Source organism: Limnohabitans sp. TS-CS-82 (assembly GCF_002943475.1).
The window spans coordinates 1-23,814 of the sequence record NZ_PTQX01000024.1; the positions used below are offsets into that span (position 1 = coordinate 1).

The following is a 23,814-nucleotide window of genomic DNA, read 5'->3' on the forward strand; positions in this document are numbered from 1 at the left end:
GTATGAGCCGCAAGGGGAACTGCTTTGACAACGCGGTAATTGAAAGCTTCTTCGGCACCCTAAAAGCCGAGTATTTTCATCTTGCACCACCAAATAGCGTTGATGAACTTGAAGCTGGCGTGCATGATTACGTCCGCTACTACAACCATGAGCGCATCAAGCTCAGATTGAAAGGACTCAGCCCGGTGGAGTACCGGCTGAGAAGGACCGCTTAGTTGGCGGAAGCGCAACCGTCCAAGTCTTGGGGGTCAGTTCAAATGCGGGGCGATTCATCCAGAGCAAATGCTTCGCAACAACTGACACATGCTCTGTCGTTTGAAGTCTTCATTTCGTCGGGGATATAGACCGAAACAGATGAATAAGCCGTCCTTCTGTGAACATGCCCACAACTGGGGCATGCAACCAAGTCGTAACCACTAATCCGCGTCATCTGCTTATTTTGTAACTTTCGCAGCAACTAACTCTTGCACTTGCTTGGCAAGTGCTGACACTTCGTGGTTGTTTCCAGCTTGCGCTTCAAGCATCTTGGCGACAGTACCTAACGCCTCCAACAACTCCTCAGAATTAGTCTCTCCAGTTTTCATTTCTTTATCAGCAATTTGCTTCGCAAGTTTTGCCATTGTTGAAACTTGATTTGTTGTCGCCATGAAAATCTCCTGATAAAAATTAAATCAATCGCTCTTGAAGCGAAGCACTTGCGAGAGGACGCAATCTTGCGTAGTCCAACAATTCGGACAAATGCGCACCCTTACCTTGCCATTCGTACAACACGTTTTCGGCCAGCAGCACATAGTGCCAAGGCGGGCCACCGCGCTGTTTTTCGGTTAGGTTATTAATGCGTTCACACCAAGCAAGTGCAGCTTTAAGCTTACGTTGCACATTGGGGTGAATGGTTTGCTCTTGGCCCTTTGTTTCTACAAGATACACCGCATTTTCAGTACGCACTAAAAAGTCGGGCGAGTAAAAAGCAGGAAGTCCATCGTCTTTTACGTAACGCAGACGCGCAAAGGTATGACGGTTTTCGCTGATTTTGCAGAAAGCTTGTATGTGGCTATCAGCTTGTGCCCAGTAAATAAACGCTTTCTCTAAGCCCCCATTGCGCGAGGGCCAGCCTAGGCGTTCATAAATGCATTTGGACACTTCAACCGATGCGCTCTCGCGCACCATCAGTTTGGGCACCTCACTCAGTCGGCGTAAATAAACTTCGGTCTCACCTGTTGTATGCATTTCTTCTGACTCAAGTAGCCCCACCGCAAACACCTTAGTGATGTGGTCTACAACGGGTTGTAGCAGCAGCAAGCGCCAGTTTTCGTCTTCGAGAGGGTTGAACGTGCCTGCAAACAGTTGTGTCCAAACGTAATCGTCAATCCAGCCTGTTAGCTCAGCGGTATTCACTTGTAAATACGGTTTGGCTAAATGCGTGGCAATCTTGTTACCTTTGGGCAAAGGTTCGCTGAGCGCTTGGCTAATGCGACGTGTGAGACGCGACAAATAATCGTTGTAGCCTGATACGTTCATCACCGCACCATCTACGCGGTAGTCGCCAAAAAGTGTGGACGACTGCAAATCTTGAGATACGAAGGTGTCTCCTTTGCCCAGCATGCCTTTGAGCTGTTCAGCCGTCATAGCTGTAAACGATGGCAGTGTGGCAATGTCAATGGCCGTGTGGTCGCGTAGCTCGTCGGATTCTTGCAAGATAAACGGGATACCGAAATCAAACGTTTCAAAGTCTTCACGCAAATTGGCAGCTATCACGTCACCTGTGCTCGAACCATCGTCATCGTCGTCATCATTGCCTGTTGAACCAACCAAGCCTTCGCTAATCAATTCGTCATAGAACGATTGAAACGCAGGGTGTTCAACAATGGTGAGCACATCAAGCAAGCTGGCAGGTTCTTGGCCGTTGTTGATGTGCTCGCGGTTCTCTTGCTTGATTTCAGTGTACTCAGGGTCGCGCCACATCAAGCGCAAGCCTCGGCCAATGGTTTGCTCTAAAAGAATTTGAGCTTGGCTAGAGCGCAGCGGCACGATGACGCAAATGTTGTTGACGTCAAAACCCTCGCGCAGCATCAACACACTCACGATGACACGCGGTGTGGCGTGCTTGTCTACGCTAAACAAGCGTTCGCGCACGGGTGCCCAATCTTTTTCACCCAACTCGGCTTTTTTGCCTGAGTCAATCGTCATAACCTCGTCTGCGTTTAGCCCTTCTTGGTCTTGCAAGAACTCAGCAACCAACGGCGACACCGTGGTGTCTTCACACACGACCAGCATCTTGGGGTAGCGATGTGGGTCTATCTTTAAAAAGTCGGCTTCAAGTTTGCGTAGCTTGACCAAGCCAGCGCGCAACATTACGCGTTGGCCTTCGCTCAAACTTGGATTACCTGATTCATCGCGTTCGGCTTTGAACTCCAGCGGCAGTGCGCCAATTTCTTTGCGGCGGTCCAATACCAACGACTTGACCAAACCTGCGCGCATGGCGCTTTTTAAATCGAAGTCGGTGATGATGTGCGGGAAATAAACCTTGCGCTTGTTCTTGCCTGCGCCCACGTCGTTGTAAGGCGTGGCTGAAAAGTCTACTTGTACAAAACGGCGACCTTTGGTTTCGGCGATGCGCGTCAAGCTCTTTTGCCATTCCACCTCTGTGGTTTCGCCTTCGCGTTTGAACTCGTGGATGTGGTGAGCTTCATCGTTGAACACCATCAATTCGGGCAACTGCGCCAAGAAGTCAAGCACGTTGCCGCGCGCATAGCGGCGGTCTAACACTTCAAGACTGTTACCTGTGGCGCGACCAGGTGTTAAGGGTAATACGCCAGCCACCACCGCCTGCGGGTCGAGTGGTGCGCCCAGTGTTTCAACTTCTTCAATGTCTTCGACTAAATCACCCTCGGCCAACAAGTGCCAATTGGTGATAGCAATCATGCCGTTGCCTGTGGCCTTGAGTCCAATCTCAGTTTTGCTGCACACATTGCCGCGCACAAAGCCAAACACGATGTCGCGATGGGCTTCGGGAATGAACAAATCTGCAAATTGGGCCATATCGGAGGTAGCGAAATCACGCGAGCCTTGACTGCCTGCCACGACCTTTCCGCAAAACGCATCAAGCAAACGCTCGTAAACAATCAAGCCGGGAGCCACGACCATGAACTGGCGTGTAAAACGTGCATCGTCAACCCCCTCGGCAAGAGCTGCCGTTTTGTTGAGCAACTGCCAAATCATCAGCGCTTGCATGACCCATGTTTTGCCTGTGCCTGTGGCCATCTTCAAACAATACTTAGGGTGACCGTGCTTTGGTGCGGAGACCTCTTCCATACGCGTACCAGTTAGCAGCGAATTTGGCGCAGCTTCTTGATACAAGTTCAACAGCGACCATTTTTCAGAACTAGCACCCAACACCTCATGGGCCACGATAGCGTTCAAGATGGCTTGCTTTTGACCTGCATGAAAGTTCAGTCCTCGACCTTCACCACCACGGGCCATCACCATGTCTTCACCAAACCACCACGTTAATAAATCAGCGGTGGTAGGGGTGACCAACTCCAAAATATCAGCAGCGCCTGATTCAAGGCCTAAACATAATTGCTGCGTTTTGGCCGTTAGTCCTGTGGCGAGAGCCAGTTGGTCGTCTGCTTTTTTAGTGGTGGTGCTCATGCAGCCCCCACCGTCGTGACCACTTCTGCTTCAAAGCCAAACACGTCCACCACGCGCACACAAACTTTGCGTGTGGCTTTGGTCGGTGTGGTGACTTCTGCTTTGGTCACCACGCGCAACACGTCTGCATCGTTGGCTGTATTGCCACGGTAGTCTTGCCAAACGGAGCGGAAAACCTTGCCGTCGTAGTCGGGGTCTACGGCCCAATACTCAATCAATGCCAATGGCTCTTTGTTGGCCACTTGTTGCAAGGCTTGGCGGTTGGCATCGTCAAGGTTGATAGCTTCGGGTGAGAGCAACACATAGTTATCAAGCTGAATCGTAAGCAAGTCTTGTGTGTCTTCGGTTTTGACTTTGATGGGTTCGATGGTTAGGTATTGCAGCGAAGAGAAGCGCACTTGGCCGCGCAACTTGTCGATGCCGCCTTTCTTCTTTAAACGGTCCATCAAGTCTGGTGGTATGACCAACACCTCGAGGCGAGAGTCGTTCAACGCGGTGATAGTTTCGCCAATTGATGGCTCAAAATTCCAACCCAATACCACCACTCGGTCCCAACCACCCATTAGGTTGTCCCGCTGAGCTATTGCCTTTTTAAGGGTGGCCATGCCAGTGAGCTTGTTAGGCGAGTCTGCAAGCACCAATGTTTTACTGCCCCGACCTGAACCAGATGCAATGCCTGCAATTTGTCCTAAATTACGCTGGGGATTCGAATCGGCAGGCAAAGGTAATGCTCCGAATAGCGACAAAACGATTTGTGACAAATCACCGATGCGGAAATCACGTCCAAGAGTAGCCTTTGCAGCTTCAACTTGATAGTCGCCAATGGCTTGATATAAAAATGGTTTGGCTTCTTGGTCAATCAAACGCTTTCGCATAATCATGCATGAAGGTTTACCCAAATCAGTTGTAATCCAACGACGATTAAGTTTCTCAGCGACTGCGGCAGTTGTTCCAGAACCACCAAAAAAATCCAAGACTAAGTCATTCTCTTTTGATGAACTTTTGATTATTCGCTCAAGTAACTTTTCTGGCTTTTGAGTTGCATATCCCAGCAGCTCACTCCCGCTTTTTGTCATGAAAATGTCAGCCCATAGGTTTTGCACAGGTCGACCGGGATATTCATCAAGGTACTGCTTTAAGAATGGTGTCCCTTCTTTTGAGTAGTAGATTCTGTTTTCGATTTCTAATTGGTCAATAGTTGACTGCACATAGGTCCAGTGCCTTCCTGCTGGAGGCATCTTTTCAACCCCTCGAAAAGTTCTTACAGGCCCGGCCCCTTTTCCTGTAATCACATTTGGATAGAACTTGCGTCCATCCTTATCGCTCATAGTGAATCGCTCACGCACATATTCATCTGTATAAGGTGTGAATTGCTGTTCGTATTGATATTTTGCAGACTTCGAGTACAAAAACAGCGTGTCTGTAACTACACCAAATTTTTTACCATCGTTGTGTGCACCGAATCGTTGCCAAACGATTTCGTTCACATAGCTACCACGACCAAATACTTCGTCCATCACTAATTTGACATAGTGACTTACATGCCAATCCAAATGAACGTAAATTGAACCAGTATCAGCAAGCAGCTCTCGCATGAGGACTAGCCTTGGCGTAATCATGGCTAGATACGACGCTGTGCCATCACTCCAAGTGTCTGAGTAGGCAAATTGCTCAATCACAGTTGGTTTTTGTTCAATCTCAAGCCCCGGCAGAGTGACCTTTGTTCGATAGTCTGCCTTTGAGTCAAATGGTGGGTCGATATAAATCAAATCAACTTTGCCACGCAAGCTGGGTGTGTTCTCATCCCCAGCCAACAGTGCCGACATGGCCATCAAGTTATCGCCATAAATCAGTCGATTCGTCCAAGTTGTCGACTCAGGCGCTGCGCCAAGGAGTGACTGGGTGTTATCCACCAAGCTGGCTTGCCCGGGTGCAAACACTTCACGTTGACTGGCTTTGTTTTGACTGTTAATCCAGTCCTTGGCTTTTGTATCGCGAGCTGGCAAGACAACCTCACGCGTCTGCAAGCCGATGCGTTGACGACTCTCTATCCCCTCAAGGATTTTCTCGGCTTGCTTACGGCCATTTGCCACTATTTCGGGGAGTTGTTCTAAGAGTGATTTGGCCATGTAGGTCTTCAACAAGTTGTTGATAAAGTTTTCAACAGATTGTTGTAATGATACTCAACAGCTATTTGAGAAAAACATCAACAGGTTTGTAACTTGTTGAAATGAATGAAAAAATTGAATTCACCAAGCGTTTACGAGCCGCCATGACACGTGCTGGCTACGTTGCTAGCCCATCAGTGTTGGAGCATGAGTTCAATTTGCGCTGGCCCGGCAAATCCATCAGCAATCAAGCTGCGTGGGGTTGGTTGAACAATCGCTCAATTCCGATGCAGGACAAGATGCAAGTACTTGCGGAATGGCTCAAGGTTGAACCAGAAGTTCTGCGTTTTGGGGAGTCTGTGCGAAAAGCTGTTCAGTCACACAAACAGCTTTGGCAATCAGGTCTTGGTTTTCAGGAGCGGGAAACTTTGGAAGAGTTCCTTGCCCTTTCCGCACCAAATAGGAAAGTAGTCAGGGAAGTGATTGCCGCCTTCACAAAAGCAGAGCGCGCAGATTGAAACTGTCTGCGTGCTAGCACCCCATACCTAGAGGCTCAAGGGCACCCCCCTATGTTTCGCTGGGCAGGCCACCCCTCCCCCCCCACCCATAGGGAACCACATTGACAACAGCTCACCGTGCCTTGACACTGTGACAAGTCTGATGTGGAAATTGTTGGAGTTTGCAGGAGCTTGTGGGAATCGCGAAACGGCTACTGAACGGCAACCAAGCGAGGTAAGGAATGCCAAAAAGACGAAAGGGTTAGTAGACGCTAATCTACTAACCCTCTAATCATTTGGTGCGGCTGGCAGGAATCGAACCCACGACCCCTTGGTTCGTAGCCAAGTACTCTATCCAGCTGAGCTACAGCCGCTCTGGAAAACCGAAAGTATATCACAGATATTTGGTAGGGCGTGACAGACTTGAACTGTCGACCAAAGGATTATGAGTTTGATGGTCTGTCTTCTGGGTTTCCTAGACTACATAAGGGCTAGCAAAGGATTTGACTTTCTACCACTTCGAACTACTTTGACGAATTTATGCCGTTTTCGGGGGTGTTTCAAACAACTTTGTAGAAAGATGTAGTGCTTGGCATTGGAAATCCAAATGAAATCAAGGACAAAATTCTGGCTTGTGTTCAAAGCGAAAGATGAGCATAGCTCGTCTGCTCTACCAATTTTTATAGTGAAGGCCAGCCAAGAATGAACCGTGATGTTTTTTATGCACTGCTTGCAGCTGCTCTCTTTGGTGCGAGCACGCCGTTTGCAAAAGAGCTAATCGGTGATGATGCTCCGGTCATGTTGGCGGGTTTGCTTTACTTAGGCAGCGGGATAGGCCTTGTGCTAATTCGACTTATCCGCGACAAAGGTTGGACTGTCCCAAATCTTGCGACTTCCGAATGGTCTTGGTTCTCAGGTGCGATCTTATTTGGTGGTGTTCTGGGACCTGTCGCTTTGCTATTTGGCTTAGAACAAACGACTGGATCAACAGCCTCGCTACTACTCAACTTAGAGGCAGTGCTGACGGCACTAATTGCTTGGGTAGTTTTCCGTGAGAGTGCAGACAAGCGCATCGTGCTTGGCATGGTAGCTATCGTTCTCGGAGGAGGAGCATTGTCTTTTCAAACAATCGGCGAAATCGGCTTCAACTGGTCGGGGCCAATGCTGATTGCAGCAGCATGCCTTTGTTGGGCGATTGACAACAACCTTACCCGCAAAGTGTCGGCCTCAGATGCATTGTTCATTGCTGGAGTTAAGGGACTAATCGCAGGCTCGGTCAATTGCGCACTCGCATTGCTGATAGGCCTATCTTTGCCCACTGGCATCGCTACCATTTCGACCATGACACTTGGTCTGATTGGCTACGGTTTGAGTCTTGTGCTGTTTGTATTGGCGCTTCGTGGATTGGGAGCGGCTCGGACAGGCGCGTACTTCTCAACAGCTCCATTCATAGGGGCAACAATATCAGTTCTTTGGTTCGGTGAGCCAACAGGTGGCTTATTCTGGCTAGCAACTTTATTGATGGCAACTGGGGTCTGGATACACCTTACAGAACTCCATGAGCATGCGCATCATCACGAGGCGCTGGATCATGAGCACAAACATGCGCACGATGAACACCATCAGCACATTCACAGCTTTGCGTGGGATGGCCATGAACCACATGTTCACAGACATGTCCACGCGGAAGTGACGCACAAGCACCCCCATTACCCAGACATTCACCATCAGCACACACACTGAGGAATGCTTAGTCACTTAGTCACTTAGTCGGGCACTTCTTACATTTGAATCCTCCTAGGGGCTTTGTCTCAATATAGAAACCATGCTAATATTGAATCGTGAAAACCGTGAGATTTTTAGTGATGTGTCTGCTTGCTCTTGCAATTCCATTGCAAGGGATGGCTTCGGTCACTCAAATGTTTTGTCATGGTGGCGGTGCGGCTTCTTCGGTCGTTCAAACAGCGGCTGATCACTCGCATCATCAAGCCGCTGATCATCATCACGACCAGACCCAGCCTTCGGATCATCAAGTATCCAAAGCTGAGACTGCTAAGAGCTTGAATCACAAATGCAGCACTTGCGCCCAATGCTGCTTTGGCACAGCTTTGTTGCCAGCGCCGATCAACTTGGTTTTCAGCCAAGAAGTCAGCACCTTTGTCGCGACCAGCGCCGTGCTCTTGGGTGAGTTTTCTCCCCACAACTTAGAGCGACCTCCGCGTTCCTTCCTCGCCTGAGCAATTTAGCAACCTTGCGGTTGCGCGAATTGCAGCTCGTTCTCGTGATTGATCGACATCACGAGAGTCGATTGCTTCATGGTTAACGAGGAATCTATGTATCCCAAATCTCCAAAGCCGCCACAGCTGACTGCAGCTGTATTGCTTGCCTGCCTTCATTGGAGCAGTGCTTGGGCGCAGAATGACATCAAACTCGAAGTTCGGACTCCGGAGAAATCCGTTGAGTTGATCTACCAGTCTTCTTTTGAAAATTACCAGCGCTACTCTGCGTCCACTGTCCAATCTTGGAAGCAGAGCAATGACACTGTGAAAGACATTGGCGGGTGGCGTGCGTATGCCAAAGAGATCACGCAAGACACAGACGCTAAGCCGTCCACTCCGGCGCATATTCATGGAGGTCACCAATGAACCTCAAATTCAAATCAATGGTGCTAACGGCAGTCGCTCTTGGGTTGTCCGGCTGTGCCAGCTACAACTTAGATCAAGGTATAGACAGAGCCAATCGTGAAGCCAGTGGCTTTACCCAAAACGAGTTGAACCTTGCAAAAACCAAGGAAGAACGTGACAAGCGTCTTGCTGCTACGAATCAACTTTTAGCCAAGCCCGTTGGACAAAAAGAAACCGTCCAGTTGCTGCTGGCCAACAGCCCTGCGTTCCAAGCCTTGCTGGCTCAAAACTGGGCCGAAGCAGCAAGTGCGGCGCAGTCGGGGCGAATCTCCAACCCCACCTTCGCTTTTGAAAGCGTGGTGACGGGCAGTGAGACTGAGCTGAATCGCTTCTTCTCGTTTGGCTTGTTGGACCTGATCACCTTGCCTCAACGTTCGGCGATAGCTAACCATCGCGTTGAACAAGCTCAAATTCGCATTACAGCGGAGGTGGTGGATCAAGTCACCCGCGTGCGTCAAGCATGGGTGCGTGCGGTTGCGGCAGAGCAGTCGTACAAGTATGCAGGCCAAGTGTTAGCCAGCGCAGAAGCGAGTGCGGAGTTGGCCCGGCGGATGGAGTCTGTAGGTAACTTCAACAAACTCACGCGAGCAAGACACCAAGCGTTTTATGCAGATGCTGCCACCCAATTGGCAACAGCCAAACAAACGGCTGTGTCACGCCAAGAGGAGCTGGTGAGGCTCTTGGGTTTGGATGAGGTGCAAGCCAAACAGCTCGTGCTTCCTGAGAGATTGCCTAATCTTCCAAAACAACCCATGTCACCTGAGGACGTAGCCAAACAAGTCAGCCAAGAACGCTTGGATGTCCAGCAAGCGAAAGCGGCGTTCAACGCAGCGGCCAAAGCGCAGGGCTTGAACAGGGTGACGAGTTTGACGGACATCGAGCTGTCTGTGCGACGTGGCAGCGTATCAGACAGCAGCACATCGTCCTACAGCTCAAGACGTGGTTATGAGGTTGGCGTGAAGTTACCCATTTTTGATTGGGGCGATCTGCAACGCGATGCCATGAACGCTCAAACCTTGGCCGCAGCCAATCAACTGGAAGCCACGATTCGTTCTGCTGGGTCGTCCCTACGTGAGAACTATGCGGCTTACCGCACAGCCTATGACATCTCTAGGCATTACAAAGATGAAGTTATTCCGCTTCGTAAGGTGATTTCAGAAGAGAACGTGCTGCGCTACAACGGCATGATCATTGGCGTTTTTGAGTTGCTGGCTGATTCGCGTGACCAAATTGGCACCGTCATTTCGGCCATCGCCGCAGAGCAACAGTTTTGGTTGGCTGATGCCGCCTTGCAAGCGACATTGATTGGTCGCCCAACTGCTATCGGTGTAGCTGCCATCAGCAGCACATCAAGTAATACGGCTGCTGGCCATTGATCGGGGATCGACATGACATCAAGACGAGATTTTTTCAAAGCAGCAGGCATTGCGGGAGGCGCTGTCTCGGCAGCAGCTGTGGGTCGTTTCGCATTGGCTGGATTGCCAGAGCCTGTGATTCAGTCCAAGCCTGACACCATGCCGCCTTTGGTCCCCAACACCGGACGCCCCTACAACCCCGTGGTCACACTCAATGGCTGGACTCTGCCTTGGCGCATGAACCAAGGGGTCAAAGAGTTCCATTTGGTCGCCGAGCCTGTGGTGCGTGAGATGGCACCCGGCTTCAAAGCGCATCTTTGGGGCTACAACGGGCAAAGCCCCGGCCCAACCATCGAGGTGGTCGAAGGCGATCGCGTGCGTATTTTTGTGACCAACAAATTGCCAGAACACACCAGCGTGCATTGGCATGGTCAGCGTTTGCCCAATGGCATGGATGGTGTATCGGGCTTGACGCAACGGTCGATCAAACCGGGACAAACCTTTGTCTACGAGTTTGTGGCACGACGTCCGGGCAGTTTCATGTACCACCCACATGCCGATGAAATGACGCAGATGGCGATGGGCATGATGGGCCTGTGGATCACGCACCCTAAAGAAAAGCACCCCCTCATCGACGAGGTGAATCGCGACTTCTGTTTCTTGTTGAACGCCTTTGACATTGACCCGGGCAGTTACACGCCCAAAACAATGACGATGCTGGACTTCAACCTGTGGAGTTGGAACAGCCGCATCTTTCCGGGCATTGATTCGTTGAATGTCAGGCTCAATGACAAGGTGCGCATTCGCGTGGGTAACTTGACCATGACCAATCACCCGATTCACTTGCATGGCCACGAGTTCACGGTCACGGGAACGGACGGTGGCCCCATTCCAAAAACAGCTCGTTGGCCAGAAGTCACGACCGATGTGGCAGTGGGGCAAATGCGGCAGATTGAGTTTGTGGCTGATGAAGAAGGTGACTGGGCATTTCATTGCCACAAGAGCCATCACACCATGAATGCCATGGGTCATGCTGTGCCTACCATGATTGGTGTGGACCATCGAGGTATTGGTAAGAAGATCAACAGCTTGATTCCCGATTACATGGTGATGGGTGAGCGCGGGATGGCCGATATGTCTGAAATGGAAATGCCCATCCCTGAAAACACGATCCCGATGATGACGGGTGACGGGCCTTTCGGGTCTGTCGAAATGGGCGGCATGTTCAGTGTCCTGAAGGTCCGCAAAGACCAGAAACCGGGTGACTACGAAACCCTCGGTTGGTACAAACATCCGGCAGGAACGGTGGCTCAGCCCTACAGAGGTGCTGTGGCGAAACCCGCTCGCAGCAGTTCAGCAGGTGGGCAATCCATGCCAAGGTCTCAAAAGCCGCCCAGAGATTTTGAAGTGCAGATTCGCAAACCTACAGCACATGGTGAGCATTGACTCGACAACTCGAAACGGAGAATTCAAATGAAACGAACAAAAAGCCAAATCATGATCTTGTTAGCGGCACTTTTTCTATCTGGTACGGCTATAGCGGGCGGCGATCATCCCGCTGGTCACGGCCATGTAGAGCATGAGAGCGCGATCGGTAAGTCTGGTTCGTCAGGAAGCGTCAATCGGACGATCACTGTCAGCATGACTGACAACATGCGCTTTACTCCTTCCAATATTTCAGTCAAGCAGAGAGAAACCTTGCGGTTCATCATCAAAAACAATGGTCAAGTCAAGCACGAATTGAGTTTGGGCACTCAAAAGGAATTACTTGAACATTTGGAGTTGATGAAGAAGTTTCCCGACATGGAGCATGACGAACCAAACAAAGTCACCCTTGTCCCCGGGCAGCAGGGTGAAATTATTTGGCAGTTCACCAAAGCGGGCATCGTCAATTTCGCCTGCTTGATGCCCGGCCACTACGAAGCCGGAATGAAAGGCACGATCAAAGTTGGCAAAAAGTAATTTTTTACAGAGAAAAGGAGCACAAGCTATGACCTCCCAAATTACCCCGCTGAATCTCACGAGGCGCTCAGTATTGTTGAGTCTGGTTGCGCTGAACGGCTCTTCAATTGCCGTCGCAGCAAGCCCGATTACTGTCCAAATCTGGAAGGACCCTAACTGCGGTTGCTGCAAAGACTGGATTGCGCATATGGAAAAAAACAACTTCGCAACGAAAGTCATGGACCAAGGCAACAGCGCCGCGCGTGCTCGGTTGGGGATGCCTCAAAAGTTTGCTTCCTGCCACACCGCACTCATCGAAGGCTATGTGATTGAGGGGCATGTGCCAGCCATAGATATTCAGCGACTGCTGAAAGAAAAGCCACAGGCTTTGGGTCTAGCTGTTTCCGGGATGCCGATCGGATCACCCGGTATGGATGGCCCAGCCTATGGCGGTAAGCATGACGCCTACCAAGTCTTATTGATCCAAAAAGACGGGTCATCCAAAGTTTTTCACTCTTACGCATGAGGTTTACATGAACACACTCAAAAAGACGCTCGCTTTATTCACGCTTGCAATGGGTATGGCTCTGCCGTTGAGCGGATTTGCTCAATCCCTGACGGATGGAGAAGTCAAGAAGGTAGACCTTGAGGCAGGCAAAGTCACGATCAAGCATGGCGAGATCAAACACTTGGAAATGCCAAGCATGACCATGGTTTTCACAGCCAAAGACAAACGTTTGTTGACCAGCATCAAGCCGGGCGAAAAAATTAAGTTTATGGTTGTAAGCGAAGGCGGCAAGATGATCGTGACTGACATCCAGCCAGCCGATTAAAAACACGTTGTATCGGCGTGCAGTGCTGCTCCAGCAACCTACGGGTTTGCGCAAGTAGCTGTTTTCAAACCTGTAAGGGAAAAATCATGACAAACATTCGCAACTCACTCATTGGACTATATGTCGCGGCAGCTTCGATGGGTTCTTTTGCCCAAAACGCCGATGAACATAAAGATCACCATCCAGCGGGAACAACTGCGTCCGCTGCGACGACCAAAAAGACGCCTGTCAAATCCGTGAATGAAGACAAGATGGCCTCGATGGATAAGCAAATGAAAGCTATGCAGGCGATGCACAAAAAAATGGCATCTGCCAAAACTCCAGAGGAGCGCCAAGCACTGATGGGTGAGCACATGAAGATGATGCAAGACGGCATGGGCATGATGAAGCAAATGGGTGGTATGTCCAGCATGGGGGGGCATGCAAGGTGGCAAGGACATGAGCGGCAACATGGCTGATCGTCAGCAGATGATGGAAAAACGCATGGAGATGATGGAGTCCATGATGCAAATGATGATGGAAGTGAGCGAACAGGTGTTATCTGCACCAACGCAAAAAGTGCGTGTAGCGTTGTAAAAAGCAATTTCATGCAGCTCCGTACAACATAGCGAATGCTGGGAGAAGTCGCCAAAAGTTGCGACCGTGCTCTCCCCCTCCCCCAAAGATTTTGTAGAAGAGTTTCTACAAGAGCGCCTCAGAAACAAGAAAGCCCGGCATGAAAGCCGGGCTAAGTCCTTGATTTGATTGGTAGGGCGTCACGGACTTGAACCGTGGACCAAAGGATTATGAGTCCTCTGCTCTAACCAACTGAGCTAACGCCCCAACCGAAGCGGCAATTGTAGTTTGACCGGGCTGAGCGTTATTCAAGTATTCAGATCTCAAGTCGAAACATCTGTGACGGTGCTAATTCCAGCGCCCTGACTGTTTTTGACTCACGCCCATGACCTTCGAGATCCTCAGCTCTCTTAAGAGCCACATCATTCGCTGGCCACGCCATTTGCTGATGGCTGGCGGCCTTTGCTTGCTCGTCGCGTGTGGTGGCGGGGGCGGTGGCGGCTCGTCCAACACTGCTGCCACGACTTCAGCGCCAGGAGTCACATTCAGCCAAGTGAATGCCAATGCAACGGTCTATTCAGGCAACAAGATTCAATTAACCCCTAGCTATAACTATGGCTCAGGAGTGATCACATGGACCGACGGCAACGGTCAAGCACAAACACGCCAAGTGGTTAATCCAGGTACGCCAATTGACGACTACCCAACGGCTACGACCACTTACACACTCACAGTGAAGTACCAGGATCCAAGCTCCGTGCGTCCTAGCGAGCTAACCATCACAAAAAACGTAACCGTCACACTGACAGCCATTGACATCGTGACACCAACGCTCGCACTGGCTAGCAGTGCACCATCTGTGATTTCAGGCAATACGGTCACGATCACACCAACCGTGACTTACGACAGCAACAAGCTCAGTATTTCAAATTGCGTCATCACCAACAGCGTCACCACCATCACCACGGCCGCCTCTACCACCTGCCCAACGCTGACACCAACAATTACCGCCAACACAACCTTCACGATGCAGGTGCAGTATGTGGACATTCGCGAAACACCTCACCGCACATTCCCAACGCTGCAAACAACAACCATCGTCAGTATTTCCACAGACCCATTACCTTTGACAGCTGGTGGTGCACTGACGACGGGTCGAACAGAACAAATTGCAATTCTTCTACCGACAAACAAAGTGCTTGTCGCTGGTGGCACAAACAACGGCACGACGCCACTGAAAACGGCAGAGCTGTATGACCCCAGTACCAATACATGGACGACCACTGGCAGCATGGCGGTGGCTAGACGTGGTCACACAGCGACCTTGCTGTTAGATGGCAAGATATTGGTGGCCGGGGGCTTCGACGGTGCAGTTGAATCTGTCACAACCGAAATCTACGATCCAGCAACGGGCATTTGGACAGCATCTGGTCCTATGACGCGCGGTCGAAAGTACCACACAGCATCGCGCTTGAGCGATGGAAAAGTTTTGATCGCAGGCGGCATCGTTGCAACCAACGTAGGAGACGGACGAGTCGCTGAGATTTACGCCCCTCTCACGGGTACGTTCACATCCATGCCACTGACGCCATCCACAGCGTTGATGTCCACGCCTCGTAGCAAACACACGGCCAGCGTATTAAGCGATGGCGTCACTGTGGTGTTAACCGGTGGGTTTGACCCCGCCGTGCAAACAACCACCGAAGTATTCACTTACAACGCGACCACGCCCACCAGTTCAACATGGGCAACAGGGCCTACCTTGACGCAAGGTCGTCATGACCACGCTGCCAGCATATTGGCTGGGACCAAAAAAATACTTTTAACTGGTGGCTATACAAACACAACTGAAATTTGTGACTTCACGACCTTCACTGCACCAGTTCCTAGTTGTTCAGCGAGTACCTCTATGTCAACAACGCGAGCCCTGCACACCAGCACCAATCTGTCGAACGGAAAGGTGCTGATCATCGGAGGAACAGATGGCTCAGCCTTACTGAAATCGATTGAGCTATTCACACCACTAGGAGCCAGCTGGGAAAACTACGCCAAAGTTTTACGAACAGCACGTGCAGGCCACTCGAGCACGCTACTCAGCAACGGCAAAGTTTTGATCAGTGGTGCTGACAATCAGGTATCAGGTGTCACAACACCGACCACTGAATTGTGGGAACCTTGATCAAGTTTTTGCATCACAAACCGATTCCTGCCTTAACGAACTTCTTTTAAAAAGGTGCTTTCATGAAAAAACTCATCACGCTGGCTGCTCTCATCACATCAGCTTATGCAGCAATGGCACAACCGGCTAAGCCTACATACGCTTATTACGAAGGCGTGAACTTGAGCATGGGTCTCGCACAAAATGCAACCCAAGTGACGTCTTCATCGGGCGCAGTCACCAAGGGCAATACGGCCTTGGGCGTGGCCAAAGTAAATTACACATTCGCCTTGGCCTATCCTGGCAAATTAGGTGTATCAGCCACGTTTGATTTGAAAAATTCAAAAATTACAAATAGCGAATATTTGGCAACAAACACTCCAACAGAAATTACCATCGAACCGGGTTTGCTGCTGCTCTCCAATTCTTTGCTGTACGTCAAGTTAGGAACATATTCCAGCCGCTACGAAAGCACTGTGAGCGCACGCAACCTCAGCGGCAAGAGCTTTGGCATTGGCATTAAGCACTACGTCTATGGTCAAAACTTCATCCAAGCCGAGTGGACCGAACGTCAAGCCGATAGCAACAACGCCGGTTTCAACGGCGACAAGTTCAAGCAAAGCTCTGCCGCTGTGTTGGTTGGCTTCAACTTCTAAACCTGCTCAGGTTTAAGTCAGCGAGGGATTTATCATCCCTTGTATGAAACTCTCTCCCAGAGCCCTCGGGCTCACCGCTGCGGTGGTCACGGTGCTCATTTGGTCATCGTTCATCGTGGTGGCACGCGCATCTGCTGCGCACAACCTGCTTCCCCTTGATATTGCTTTTCTGCGCATCATCGGCGCGGGCTGCGTGTTGCTGCCTTGGGGTTGGTGGCTCATGCGTTCACAACGTCAATCGGGTGAACAAATTGGCTCGTTGATGGGCTTGTCGCCCCTGCCCTTGCGCATCACCGCCTTGGCTGGGCTTTTTGGCAGCATGCTTTACGCCATGCTGGCCTACTCGGGGTTTTTCTTTGCGCCCGCTGCGCACGCCTCCGTGCTGATGCCGGGCAGCTTGCCGTTGTGGACCTCGCTCTTGGCCATCGTGGTCTTACACGACCACATCACCCGTGCACGCGCCATGGGCCTCGCTTGTATTGTGTTGGGTGACCTGTTGGTGGGCGGTGCGAGCTTACTCAAAGCATTTGACGGCGGCGAGGTGTGGAAAGGCGACGTGATGTTCATGTGCGCTGCCTTTTGTTGGGCCTGCTACAGCGTGTTGGTGCGTCGCCATGCGCTAGAACCTGTACGCGCCACCATCGCCATCACCGCGTTTTCGTGTGTGAGCTTTGTGCCCATCTATGGCTTGGCCGCTTTTGCGGGCTGGGTGCCTACGCACTTGGGCACCGCGCCAGCCGCAGAAATGTTGTTTCAAGCGGTTTACCAGGGCGTGGGCTCGGTCGTGATTTCAGGCATCACCTTCAACGTGATGATTCGTCACTTCGGCCCTGTGCGCTCCACCATGATCACGGCCTTGGTGCCGGGCCTTTCAGCTTTGGGGGCTGTGGTGTTTTTGAACGAACCCATGAGCCTCAACCTGCTAGGCGGTTTGGCCTTGGTAACTTGCGGTATTTTGTTTGGCGTGCGCTTGCCAAAAACCTAAAGCCGATTGAGCGATCTGCTTACTTGTGGCTGAGTGCGTTGCTCACAAGCTTTGACGTGATGTCCACAATTTGAATCATGCGGTCATAGGCCATGCGCGTGGGGCCAATCACGCCTAGCGTGCCCACCACATGTCCGTCGATTTCGTAAGGGGCACTGACGACCGACAGTTCTTCCATCGGCACGATTTTGCTTTCGCCACCAATGTAAATGCGCACACCTTCGGCCTGCGCTGAACTGTCTAGCAAACGCACCAGCTGCGCTTTTTGCTCAAACAAATCAAAGGCGCGGCGCAGGTTGCCCATGTCGCTGGAGAAGTCACTCACCGACAGCAAGTTGCGCTCGCCGCTGATGATCACGTCGTCTTGCACTTGTGTCAGCGCCTCGGTGCTCACCTGCACAGCCGCTTGCATGAGTGTGGCAATTTCGCCGCGCAGCGACTCCACCTCAGCCAATAGCTTTTCACGCACTTGCTCAATGGCCATGCCTGCGAAATGGTGGTTAAGGTAGTTGGAAGCCTCCACCAGCTGCGAGGCGGTGTAGTCGGTTTCGGTGAACAGCACGCGGTTTTGCACATCGCCCTCGGGCGACACGATGATGACCAACAAACGGCGATCCGACAGACGTAAAAACTCAATATGGCGAAAGACCGAGCTGCGCTTGGGGGCAATCACGACACCTACAAAGTGCGACAAGTCCGACAGCAAATGCGCCGCATTGGCAATCACCTTTTGCGGCTGGTCAGGCGCTAGCGTGGGGGTCTGCATGTGTCCACGCTCAGCCGTCAGCATGGTGTCTACAAACAAACGGTAGCCCAAGGCTGTGGGAATGCGGCCTGCCGAGGTGTGCGGGCTGGCAATGAGGCCGAGCTCCTCTAGGTCAGACATCACATTTCGAATGGTGGCGGGCGACAGTTCGATGCCGGTGGCACGAGACAACGTGCGCGAGCCGACGGGTTGCCCGTCAGCGATGTAGCGCTCTACCAGCGCTTTGAGCAATAACTTGGCGCGATCGTCTAGCATGGTCATCCTGTTGTCGAATTTTAGTGATGTAATTTGCCCATGAAATCGAAGTTTCGTCAGATCGCATTGTTGGGCAAGTATCACCAGTCTGTGGGCATTGCCAACGCCTCCTCCCGAGAGACCTTAGAGGGCATTGCTCAGTTCTTGCACACGCTTGGCTGTGATGTCGTCATTGAACACGACACGGCAGCCGGCTCTGGCCTGAACGGCTACACCGTGATGAACATCGAAGAGATTGGCAAATCCTGTGATTTAGCCATTGTGCTCGGTGGCGACGGCACGATGCTGGGCTATGCCCGCCAACTCGCCCCACACAACGTACCCCTGATTGGCATCAACCAAGGTCGATTGGGTTTCATCACCGATATTCCGCTGAGCGAAGTCAAAACCGCGCTCACCGCCATGTTGGGCGGTGCTTACGAAGAAGACCGTCGCGCCCTGATGCGCGCCAAGGTCTGGCGCGATGGCCATTGCGTGTTCAACGCACTGGCTTTGAACGACGTGGTGGTCAACCGCGGTGCGACCAGTGGCATGCTGGAAGTGCGTGTGGCCATTGATGGCCGCTTTGTGGCGAACCAACGTGCCGACGGATTGATCATTGCAACGCCAACGGGGTCCACCGCTTACTCGCTCTCTGTGGGTGGGCCTTTGCTGCACACCTCTTTGCCTGCTTGGGTGCTAGCTCCGATTGCGCCACACACCTTGTCTAACCGACCCATCGTTTTAGCTGATACAGGTGAAGTAACGATTGACTTAGTAGCTGGCCGTGACGCCAGCGCCAACTTTGACATGCAGTCACTCGCATCGCTCTTGATTGGCGACCGCATCACGGTGAAGCGCTCGAACTACCACGCCACCTTTTTGCACCCACGCGGCTGGAGCTATTACGACACTCTTCGCCAAAAACTGCACTGGAACGAGGGCGTGGCATGAGTTTGCAGCACATCGTTTTGCGCGATTTTGTGATCGTGCGCGAACTGGATCTCGATTTGTCGAGCGGCTTTTCTGCGCTCACCGGCGAGACCGGTGCTGGCAAATCGATTTTGATAGACGCCCTGCAACTGGTGCTGGGCGCTCGCGCTGAAAGCAGCGTGGTGCGCGAAGGCGCAGCGCGTGCCGAAATTTGCGCCGAGTTTGACACCACGCCCGAAATATTGACGTGGCTAGACGACGAAGGCTTTGCCGATATCACCGCCGACGACCATTTGTTGCTCAAACGCACGATTGACGCGCAAGGCAAAAGCCGCGCATGGATCAACGGCAGCCCCGCCACCGCCACCCAGCTGCGCGCCTTGGGCGATAGGGTGCTCGACATCCACGGCCAACACGCTTGGCAAAGCCTGACCCGCCCTGACGCAGTGCGCGGCTTGCTCGACGCCTACGCCGGTGTGAACCTGCAAGGCCTGACACAAACGTGGACGCAATGGCGCCAAGCCACCCAAGCACTGCACGAAGCACGCACCGCGCAAGCCACGCTGCAAGAAGAGCGCGAACGCTTGTTGTGGCAAATTGCCGAGGTCGATAAGCTTGCCCCCGCCGAAGACGAGTGGGACGAGCTCAACAGGCAGCACACCCGTCTGTCCAACGCGCAAGCCTTGATGGATGCGGCACAAGCTGCTATCCAAGCCTTAGAGGACGATGACAGCGGTGCACTGCGCCTGTTGACCAAAGCCCAAGACACGCTGCAAGACCAAACCGATGTCGAGCCCGAATTCACCGCGTTGGTGGATGTGCTGGCCTCTAGCCTTGCGCAAGCCGGCGATGTGGCGCACTCACTTAACGCCTATTTGGGCCGTACCGAACTTGATCCCGCCCGCTTGCAAACACTGGACGACCGCATGTCGTTGTGGATGTCTTTGGCGCGTCGCTTCAAACGCACGCCGCAAGAGCTGCCTGCGTTGTACCAAGAGTGGAAAAACCGTTTGACGCAGCTAGACGTCGCGACAGACCTTGAAGCCCTTGAGGCCACAGAAGCCAAAGCCGCCGCCGCTTACCAAACCGAAGCCCGTAAAATTTCGCAAGCCCGCACACAAGCCGCGCCGAAACTTGCCACCGCCATCACCCAAGCCATGCAAGGTTTGGGCATGCAAGGCGGCCGCTTCGAGGTGCAGCTCGACAAAACCGAGCAGCCCACTGCCAGCGGCCTTGAGAGCATTACCTTCTTGGTGGCAGGCCACCCCGGCAGCACACCGCGCCCTGTGGGCAAAGTGGCTTCGGGTGGTGAGCTGTCGCGTATTGCCTTGGCCATTGCCGTGACCACCAGCGAACTAGGCACGGCGCAAACCCTGATCTTTGACGAGGTCGATTCAGGCGTCGGCGGTGCTGTGGCTGAAACCGTGGGCCGCTTGATGAAGCAACTGGGCATTGACCGCCAAGTGCTGGCCGTGACCCACTTGCCACAAGTCGCCGCGTGTGCGGACCACCACTTGGTGGTGTCTAAACAGAGCGATGCGCAAGGCACGTCGAGTCAAGTCACAGCGTTGAGTGCCGATGCAAGGGTGAACGAAATTGCACGCATGCTAGGTGGCGAAAAAGTGTCAGACACCACCCTCGCTCATGCGCGTGAAATGCTTCAAACCTCTGCAAAGACGAGCAAAAAATGAAACAAGAACTGGTGCTCATCACAGGCATGTCGGGCTCGGGCAAGTCTGTGGCACTGAACGCGCTAGAAGACGCTGGCTACTACTGCGTAGACAATTTACCGCCCGAGTTGTTGCTGCCATTTGTACAACTCGAAGAGCAACAAAGCATCAGCAAAGTCGCCATTGCGATGGACGTGCGCAGTGCGAACTCATTGCCACTGGTACCTGCTCAGCTCGCCCATTTGCGACTAATGGACGTCGACGTGCGCTTGTTGTTCTTGGATGCCACCACCGAAATTTTGGTGCACCGTTTTTCCGAAACACGCCGCCGTCACCCGCTGTCACGCCAAGATGGACAAGACGTGGTTCGTGACCAGCAACGTGACTTGGTCGAAGCGATTGAGTTGGAACGTGAACTGCTGTCTGAACTGCGCGAAGAATCACACATCATCGACACCAGCTTGTTGCGCAGCAGCAAGTTGCAGGGCTACATCAAGTCGCTCATCTCGGCGCCTGCCACGCAGCTGACTTTGATGTTTGAATCCTTCGCTTTCAAACGCGGCATTCCCGTGCATGCTGACTATGTGTTTGACGTGCGTATGTTGCCCAACCCGCACTACGAACCCGCCTTGCGCCCGCTCACTGGGCGCGACGCCCCCGTGGCTGATTGGTTGGCCGAACACGGTGCGGTTGAAAAAATGGCCAGCCAAATCACCGACTTCATGAACACCTGGCTGCCTGACCTCAACCAAGACCACCGCAGCTATGTAACGGTGGCCATTGGCTGCACCGGTGGGCAACACCGGTCTGTGTATTTGGTGGAGTTGCTGTCCAAGCGTTTTGCTAAAGAGTGGGTCACGCTCAAGCGCCACCGCGAACTGGACGTTACGCCTTAATTCGCCAGCAGCTTACGAATAGGCGCTGGCAGCCCCAGCGCTGGCCAGTCGGCTTGCAGCACCCACTGGCCCTCACCCATCGCAGCGCCCAACTTCACAGCACTTGGCAAATTCAGCTGCACGGGATGTAAATGCAAATCTTTGTGCGTCAGCACATGCTTGAACACCGGGCCTTCATGCAACTGCGTGCGGTACTTGGCAGGCAAGGCAGCCAGTAAAGCATCAAAACTTTCAAACACAGGCAAGCAGTACAAGCCCGCCCACACGCCTGTTTGCGGGCGCTGCATCAGCCACACATCGCCATCGCGCGTGACAGCCTGCAACAGCCACAACTGCTCTGACGTGCGTTTGAGTTTGCGTGTTTTCACCGGATAGGCTTCAGGCTGGCCTTCGGCCTTGGCCACACACGCATCGACCACTGGGCATTGCGCGCATTGCGGCTTTTTGGGCGTGCAGACAGTGGCACCCAAATCCATCACGCCTTGGGTGTAGCGCGGCATGGCGCTCTTCACATCACGCTGGGGCAACATAGTTTGCGCGATGGCCCACAGTTCTTTTTCTACTTTCGATGAAGCCAAATCGTCTTTAAAGCCTAAATACCGAGTGAGCACGCGTTTGACGTTGCCATCCAAGATGGCAATGGGTTCACCAAAGCACAGCGAGGCCACAGCCGCTGCGGTAGAACGACCAATGCCAGGCAAAGTTTGCAAAGTTTCAGAATCACGCGGAAACACGCCACCATGCAAAGCCACCACGTCTTGCGCGGCACGGTGCATGTTGCGAGCGCGGCTGTAGTAGCCCAAACCACTCCACAAACCCAGCACCTCGTCTTGGTGCGCAGCGGCCAAATCAGCCACCGTGGGGAAGCGCGTCATGAAACGCGCAAAGTACTCGCGCACCGTGACCACCTGCGTTTGCTGCAACATGATTTCCGACAGCCACACGGCATACGGGTCTTGTGTGTTTTGCCATGGCAGGTCATGACGGCCATGTTTTTTTTGCCACGCCACCAGGGTATCGCCAAAGCTGTTTTTCTTCGTCATGGTTTTTGACATACGGGGCAGTAATAGGTGGAGCGCTGGCCTTGTTGGATGCGGCGAATGCTGGTGCCGCACACACGGCAAGGCTCACCCACGCGGTCGTACACATGGGCTTCGAGTTGGAAGTAACCGTTCTTGCCATCAGCGGCAGAGAAATCGCGCAAGGTACTACCGCCTTTTTTCACCGCACGTGCCAACACGTCCATCACAGCCAAGCGCAGCTTTTCAGCACGCGGGCGACTGATGCGGTCAGCACGTGTGGTGGGGCGAATGCCCGCCAAGAACAACGCCTCAGACGCATAAATATTTCCCACACCCACCACCAGTTCACCGGCCAACAGCACTTGCTTGATGGCTGATTTGCGTTTACGCAGGCCTTGATGAAAAGCATCCAGCTCAAAGCCACCGTTCAATGGCTCCACGCCCAAGTGGCCCAGCAGCTTGACGGCCTCGGTGCTTTGCTCGCTGGGCGCAAACACCACCGCGCCAAAGCGACGTGGGTCGTTCAGGCGCAGCAGGCCCTGGGTGGTATCCAAATCAAAGTGGTCATGCACTTGAGCAGCGCTGCGGTCTGGGCCAAACAACAAACTGCCCGACATGCCCAAATGCCACAGCAGTAGCCCTTCATCCAAATCAACAAGCAAATACTTGCCACGACGGCGCACGCCCAACACGTGGCGGCCGATCAACGACTCGGGCTCACAGCCCAAAGGCCAACGCAAGGGCTTGCCCACACGCACCCCTGTCACGCTCGCGCCAGCAATGCGGTCAGCAAAGCTCAAACGGGTCACTTCGACTTCGGGTAATTCAGGCATAGGCGGGGAAGAAAATTTAGTCAGCGATTATGATGCG

At 52.7% G+C, this 23,814-nt stretch carries 21 protein-coding genes, 2 tRNA genes and 1 pseudogene; 15 read left to right on the forward strand and 9 right to left on the reverse strand.

Features of this window, described 5'->3' with window-relative positions; genetic code table 11:
- Positions 1-215: IS3 family transposase (locus tag C5F52_RS28560; RefSeq protein WP_146100193.1), on the forward strand; the 215-nt coding region annotated here is incomplete at its 5' end.
- A gap of 219 nt (positions 216-434) precedes the next feature.
- Here the strand turns inward: C5F52_RS28560 and C5F52_RS28565 are convergent.
- Genes C5F52_RS28565 through C5F52_RS28575 form a run of 3 tightly spaced genes read right to left on the reverse strand, consistent with a single transcriptional unit; the run spans position 435 to position 5,795 of the window.
- Positions 435-647, reverse strand: coding sequence for a hypothetical protein (locus tag C5F52_RS28565; RefSeq protein WP_146100194.1), 213 nt, complete (start codon positions 645-647; stop codon positions 435-437).
- 19 nt (positions 648-666) lie between these two features.
- On the reverse strand, positions 667-3,651 hold the full coding sequence (locus C5F52_RS28570; protein WP_104801761.1) for a DEAD/DEAH box helicase family protein: 2,985 nt from the start codon (positions 3,649-3,651) through the stop codon (positions 667-669).
- Complete coding sequence (locus C5F52_RS28575; RefSeq protein WP_201747110.1) at positions 3,648-5,795, reverse strand: site-specific DNA-methyltransferase; 2,148 nt, start codon at positions 5,793-5,795, stop codon at positions 3,648-3,650. Before C5F52_RS28575 ends, C5F52_RS28570 begins: the two co-directional genes overlap by 4 nt.
- A gap of 86 nt (positions 5,796-5,881) precedes the next feature.
- On the opposite strand from C5F52_RS28575, the gene C5F52_RS28580 reads away from it, so the two are divergent.
- Complete coding sequence (locus C5F52_RS28580; RefSeq protein ID WP_104801763.1) at positions 5,882-6,277, forward strand: transcriptional regulator; 396 nt, start codon at positions 5,882-5,884, stop codon at positions 6,275-6,277.
- Positions 6,278-6,553: 276 nt separating this feature from the next.
- Here the strand turns inward: C5F52_RS28580 and C5F52_RS28585 are convergent.
- A tRNA-Arg gene (locus C5F52_RS28585) sits at positions 6,554-6,630 on the reverse strand.
- A gap of 328 nt (positions 6,631-6,958) precedes the next feature.
- Between C5F52_RS28585 and C5F52_RS28590 the strand changes: the two genes are divergently transcribed.
- Positions 6,959-7,999: a DMT family transporter gene (locus C5F52_RS28590; RefSeq protein ID WP_104801764.1), complete on the forward strand. Its 1,041-nt coding sequence runs from the start codon at positions 6,959-6,961 to the stop codon at positions 7,997-7,999.
- 116 nt (positions 8,000-8,115) lie between these two features.
- Here the strand turns inward: C5F52_RS28590 and C5F52_RS29815 are convergent, their stop codons facing one another.
- Positions 8,116-8,400, reverse strand: coding sequence for a hypothetical protein (locus tag C5F52_RS29815; protein ID WP_146100195.1), 285 nt, complete (start codon positions 8,398-8,400; stop codon positions 8,116-8,118).
- Between the two features lie 497 nt (positions 8,401-8,897).
- On the opposite strand from C5F52_RS29815, the gene C5F52_RS28600 reads away from it, so the two are divergent.
- The 6 genes and pseudogenes from C5F52_RS28600 to C5F52_RS28625 all read left to right on the forward strand — a co-directional run bounded on the left by C5F52_RS28600 (position 8,898) and on the right by C5F52_RS28625 (position 13,645).
- Positions 8,898-10,316, forward strand: coding sequence for a TolC family protein (locus tag C5F52_RS28600; RefSeq protein ID WP_104801766.1), 1,419 nt, complete (start codon positions 8,898-8,900; stop codon positions 10,314-10,316).
- Positions 10,317-10,328: 12 nt separating this feature from the next.
- Entirely contained in the window at positions 10,329-11,741 is a 1,413-nt protein-coding gene (locus C5F52_RS28605) for a multicopper oxidase family protein (protein ID WP_104801767.1), read from the forward strand.
- A gap of 27 nt (positions 11,742-11,768) precedes the next feature.
- Positions 11,769-12,257, forward strand: a complete 489-nt coding sequence (locus tag C5F52_RS28610; protein ID WP_104801768.1) for a plastocyanin/azurin family copper-binding protein — start codon at positions 11,769-11,771, stop codon at positions 12,255-12,257.
- Between the two features lie 28 nt (positions 12,258-12,285).
- Positions 12,286-12,762 (forward strand): DUF411 domain-containing protein, encoded by a 477-nt coding sequence (locus C5F52_RS28615; RefSeq protein ID WP_104801769.1) that lies wholly within the window; start codon positions 12,286-12,288, stop codon positions 12,760-12,762.
- A 7-nt stretch (positions 12,763-12,769) separates the two neighbouring features.
- Entirely contained in the window at positions 12,770-13,069 is a 300-nt protein-coding gene (locus C5F52_RS28620) for a copper-binding protein (protein WP_104801770.1), read from the forward strand.
- Positions 13,070-13,155: 86 nt separating this feature from the next.
- Positions 13,156-13,645: pseudogene (locus tag C5F52_RS28625) on the forward strand (hypothetical protein).
- Positions 13,646-13,814: 169 nt separating this feature from the next.
- On the opposite strand, the gene C5F52_RS28630 reads toward C5F52_RS28625, so the two are convergent.
- A tRNA-Ile gene (locus tag C5F52_RS28630) sits at positions 13,815-13,891 on the reverse strand.
- 118 nt (positions 13,892-14,009) lie between these two features.
- Here C5F52_RS28630 and C5F52_RS28635 point away from each other — a divergent pair.
- The 3 genes from C5F52_RS28635 to C5F52_RS28645 all read left to right on the forward strand — a co-directional run bounded on the left by C5F52_RS28635 (position 14,010) and on the right by C5F52_RS28645 (position 17,423).
- A complete protein-coding gene (locus C5F52_RS28635; protein ID WP_104801771.1) occupies positions 14,010-15,803 on the forward strand; it encodes a kelch motif-containing protein in 1,794 nt (597 codons plus the stop codon).
- A 62-nt stretch (positions 15,804-15,865) separates the two neighbouring features.
- Complete coding sequence (locus C5F52_RS28640) at positions 15,866-16,438, forward strand: hypothetical protein (RefSeq protein WP_104801772.1); 573 nt, start codon at positions 15,866-15,868, stop codon at positions 16,436-16,438.
- A gap of 43 nt (positions 16,439-16,481) precedes the next feature.
- Entirely contained in the window at positions 16,482-17,423 is a 942-nt protein-coding gene (locus tag C5F52_RS28645; protein ID WP_201747111.1) for a DMT family transporter, read from the forward strand.
- A gap of 19 nt (positions 17,424-17,442) precedes the next feature.
- Here the strand turns inward: C5F52_RS28645 and hrcA are convergent, their stop codons facing one another.
- Positions 17,443-18,444, reverse strand: coding sequence for a heat-inducible transcriptional repressor HrcA (gene hrcA, locus C5F52_RS28650; protein ID WP_104801819.1), 1,002 nt, complete (start codon positions 18,442-18,444; stop codon positions 17,443-17,445).
- A gap of 39 nt (positions 18,445-18,483) precedes the next feature.
- Between hrcA and C5F52_RS28655 the strand changes: the two genes are divergently transcribed.
- From C5F52_RS28655 to rapZ, 3 genes are read left to right on the forward strand one after another with little or no spacing between them, the layout of a single operon-like run.
- Positions 18,484-19,377 (forward strand): NAD kinase, encoded by an 894-nt coding sequence (locus C5F52_RS28655; RefSeq protein ID WP_104801774.1) that lies wholly within the window; start codon positions 18,484-18,486, stop codon positions 19,375-19,377.
- Positions 19,374-21,047 carry a DNA repair protein RecN gene (gene recN, locus C5F52_RS28660; protein WP_104801775.1) on the forward strand — a complete coding sequence of 558 codons (1,674 nt, stop codon included), beginning with the start codon at positions 19,374-19,376 and terminating at the stop codon, positions 21,045-21,047. The genes C5F52_RS28655 and recN overlap by 4 nt, the downstream gene beginning before the upstream one ends.
- A complete protein-coding gene (gene rapZ, locus C5F52_RS28665) occupies positions 21,044-21,922 on the forward strand; it encodes an RNase adapter RapZ (protein WP_104801776.1) in 879 nt (292 codons plus the stop codon). Before recN ends, rapZ begins: the two co-directional genes overlap by 4 nt.
- On the opposite strand, the gene mutY is transcribed toward rapZ, so the two are convergent.
- Both mutY and mutM read right to left on the reverse strand, forming a co-directional pair.
- Positions 21,919-22,965, reverse strand: a complete 1,047-nt coding sequence (mutY, locus tag C5F52_RS28670; protein ID WP_236658041.1) for an A/G-specific adenine glycosylase — start codon at positions 22,963-22,965, stop codon at positions 21,919-21,921. The two genes, rapZ and mutY, sit on opposite strands and share 4 nt — an antisense overlap.
- Positions 22,962-23,777, reverse strand: coding sequence for a bifunctional DNA-formamidopyrimidine glycosylase/DNA-(apurinic or apyrimidinic site) lyase (gene mutM / locus C5F52_RS28675; RefSeq protein ID WP_104801778.1), 816 nt, complete (start codon positions 23,775-23,777; stop codon positions 22,962-22,964). The genes mutY and mutM overlap by 4 nt, the downstream gene beginning before the upstream one ends.
- Between the last annotated feature and the right edge of the window lie 37 nt (positions 23,778-23,814).

What these genes read in the sequence shown, in the direction of transcription:
- C5F52_RS28655 (WP_104801774.1), top strand. Translation starts at nt 18,484, where the DNA reads ATGAAATCGAAGTTTCGTCAGATCGCATTGTTGGGCAAGTATCACCAG.
- mutM (WP_104801778.1), bottom strand. Translation starts at nt 23,777, where the DNA reads ATGCCTGAATTACCCGAAGTCGAAGTGACCCGTTTGAGCTTTGCTGAC.
- C5F52_RS28610 (WP_104801768.1), top strand. Translation starts at nt 11,769, where the DNA reads ATGAAACGAACAAAAAGCCAAATCATGATCTTGTTAGCGGCACTTTTT.
- mutY (WP_236658041.1), bottom strand. Translation starts at nt 22,965, where the DNA reads ATGACGAAGAAAAACAGCTTTGGCGATACCCTGGTGGCGTGGCAAAAA.
- C5F52_RS28645 (WP_201747111.1), top strand. Translation starts at nt 16,482, where the DNA reads ATGAAACTCTCTCCCAGAGCCCTCGGGCTCACCGCTGCGGTGGTCACG.
- C5F52_RS28640 (WP_104801772.1), top strand. Translation starts at nt 15,866, where the DNA reads ATGAAAAAACTCATCACGCTGGCTGCTCTCATCACATCAGCTTATGCA.
- C5F52_RS28600 (WP_104801766.1), top strand. Translation starts at nt 8,898, where the DNA reads ATGAACCTCAAATTCAAATCAATGGTGCTAACGGCAGTCGCTCTTGGG.
- C5F52_RS28590 (WP_104801764.1), top strand. Translation starts at nt 6,959, where the DNA reads ATGAACCGTGATGTTTTTTATGCACTGCTTGCAGCTGCTCTCTTTGGT.
- C5F52_RS28605 (WP_104801767.1), top strand. Translation starts at nt 10,329, where the DNA reads ATGACATCAAGACGAGATTTTTTCAAAGCAGCAGGCATTGCGGGAGGC.
- C5F52_RS28565 (WP_146100194.1), bottom strand. Translation starts at nt 647, where the DNA reads ATGGCGACAACAAATCAAGTTTCAACAATGGCAAAACTTGCGAAGCAA.
- C5F52_RS28620 (WP_104801770.1), top strand. Translation starts at nt 12,770, where the DNA reads ATGAACACACTCAAAAAGACGCTCGCTTTATTCACGCTTGCAATGGGT.
- C5F52_RS28635 (WP_104801771.1), top strand. Translation starts at nt 14,010, where the DNA reads ATGACCTTCGAGATCCTCAGCTCTCTTAAGAGCCACATCATTCGCTGG.
- C5F52_RS28615 (WP_104801769.1), top strand. Translation starts at nt 12,286, where the DNA reads ATGACCTCCCAAATTACCCCGCTGAATCTCACGAGGCGCTCAGTATTG.
- hrcA (WP_104801819.1), bottom strand. Translation starts at nt 18,444, where the DNA reads ATGCTAGACGATCGCGCCAAGTTATTGCTCAAAGCGCTGGTAGAGCGC.
- C5F52_RS28580 (WP_104801763.1), top strand. Translation starts at nt 5,882, where the DNA reads ATGAATGAAAAAATTGAATTCACCAAGCGTTTACGAGCCGCCATGACA.
- rapZ (WP_104801776.1), top strand. Translation starts at nt 21,044, where the DNA reads ATGAAACAAGAACTGGTGCTCATCACAGGCATGTCGGGCTCGGGCAAG.
- C5F52_RS28570 (WP_104801761.1), bottom strand. Translation starts at nt 3,651, where the DNA reads ATGAGCACCACCACTAAAAAAGCAGACGACCAACTGGCTCTCGCCACA.
- recN (WP_104801775.1), top strand. Translation starts at nt 19,374, where the DNA reads ATGAGTTTGCAGCACATCGTTTTGCGCGATTTTGTGATCGTGCGCGAA.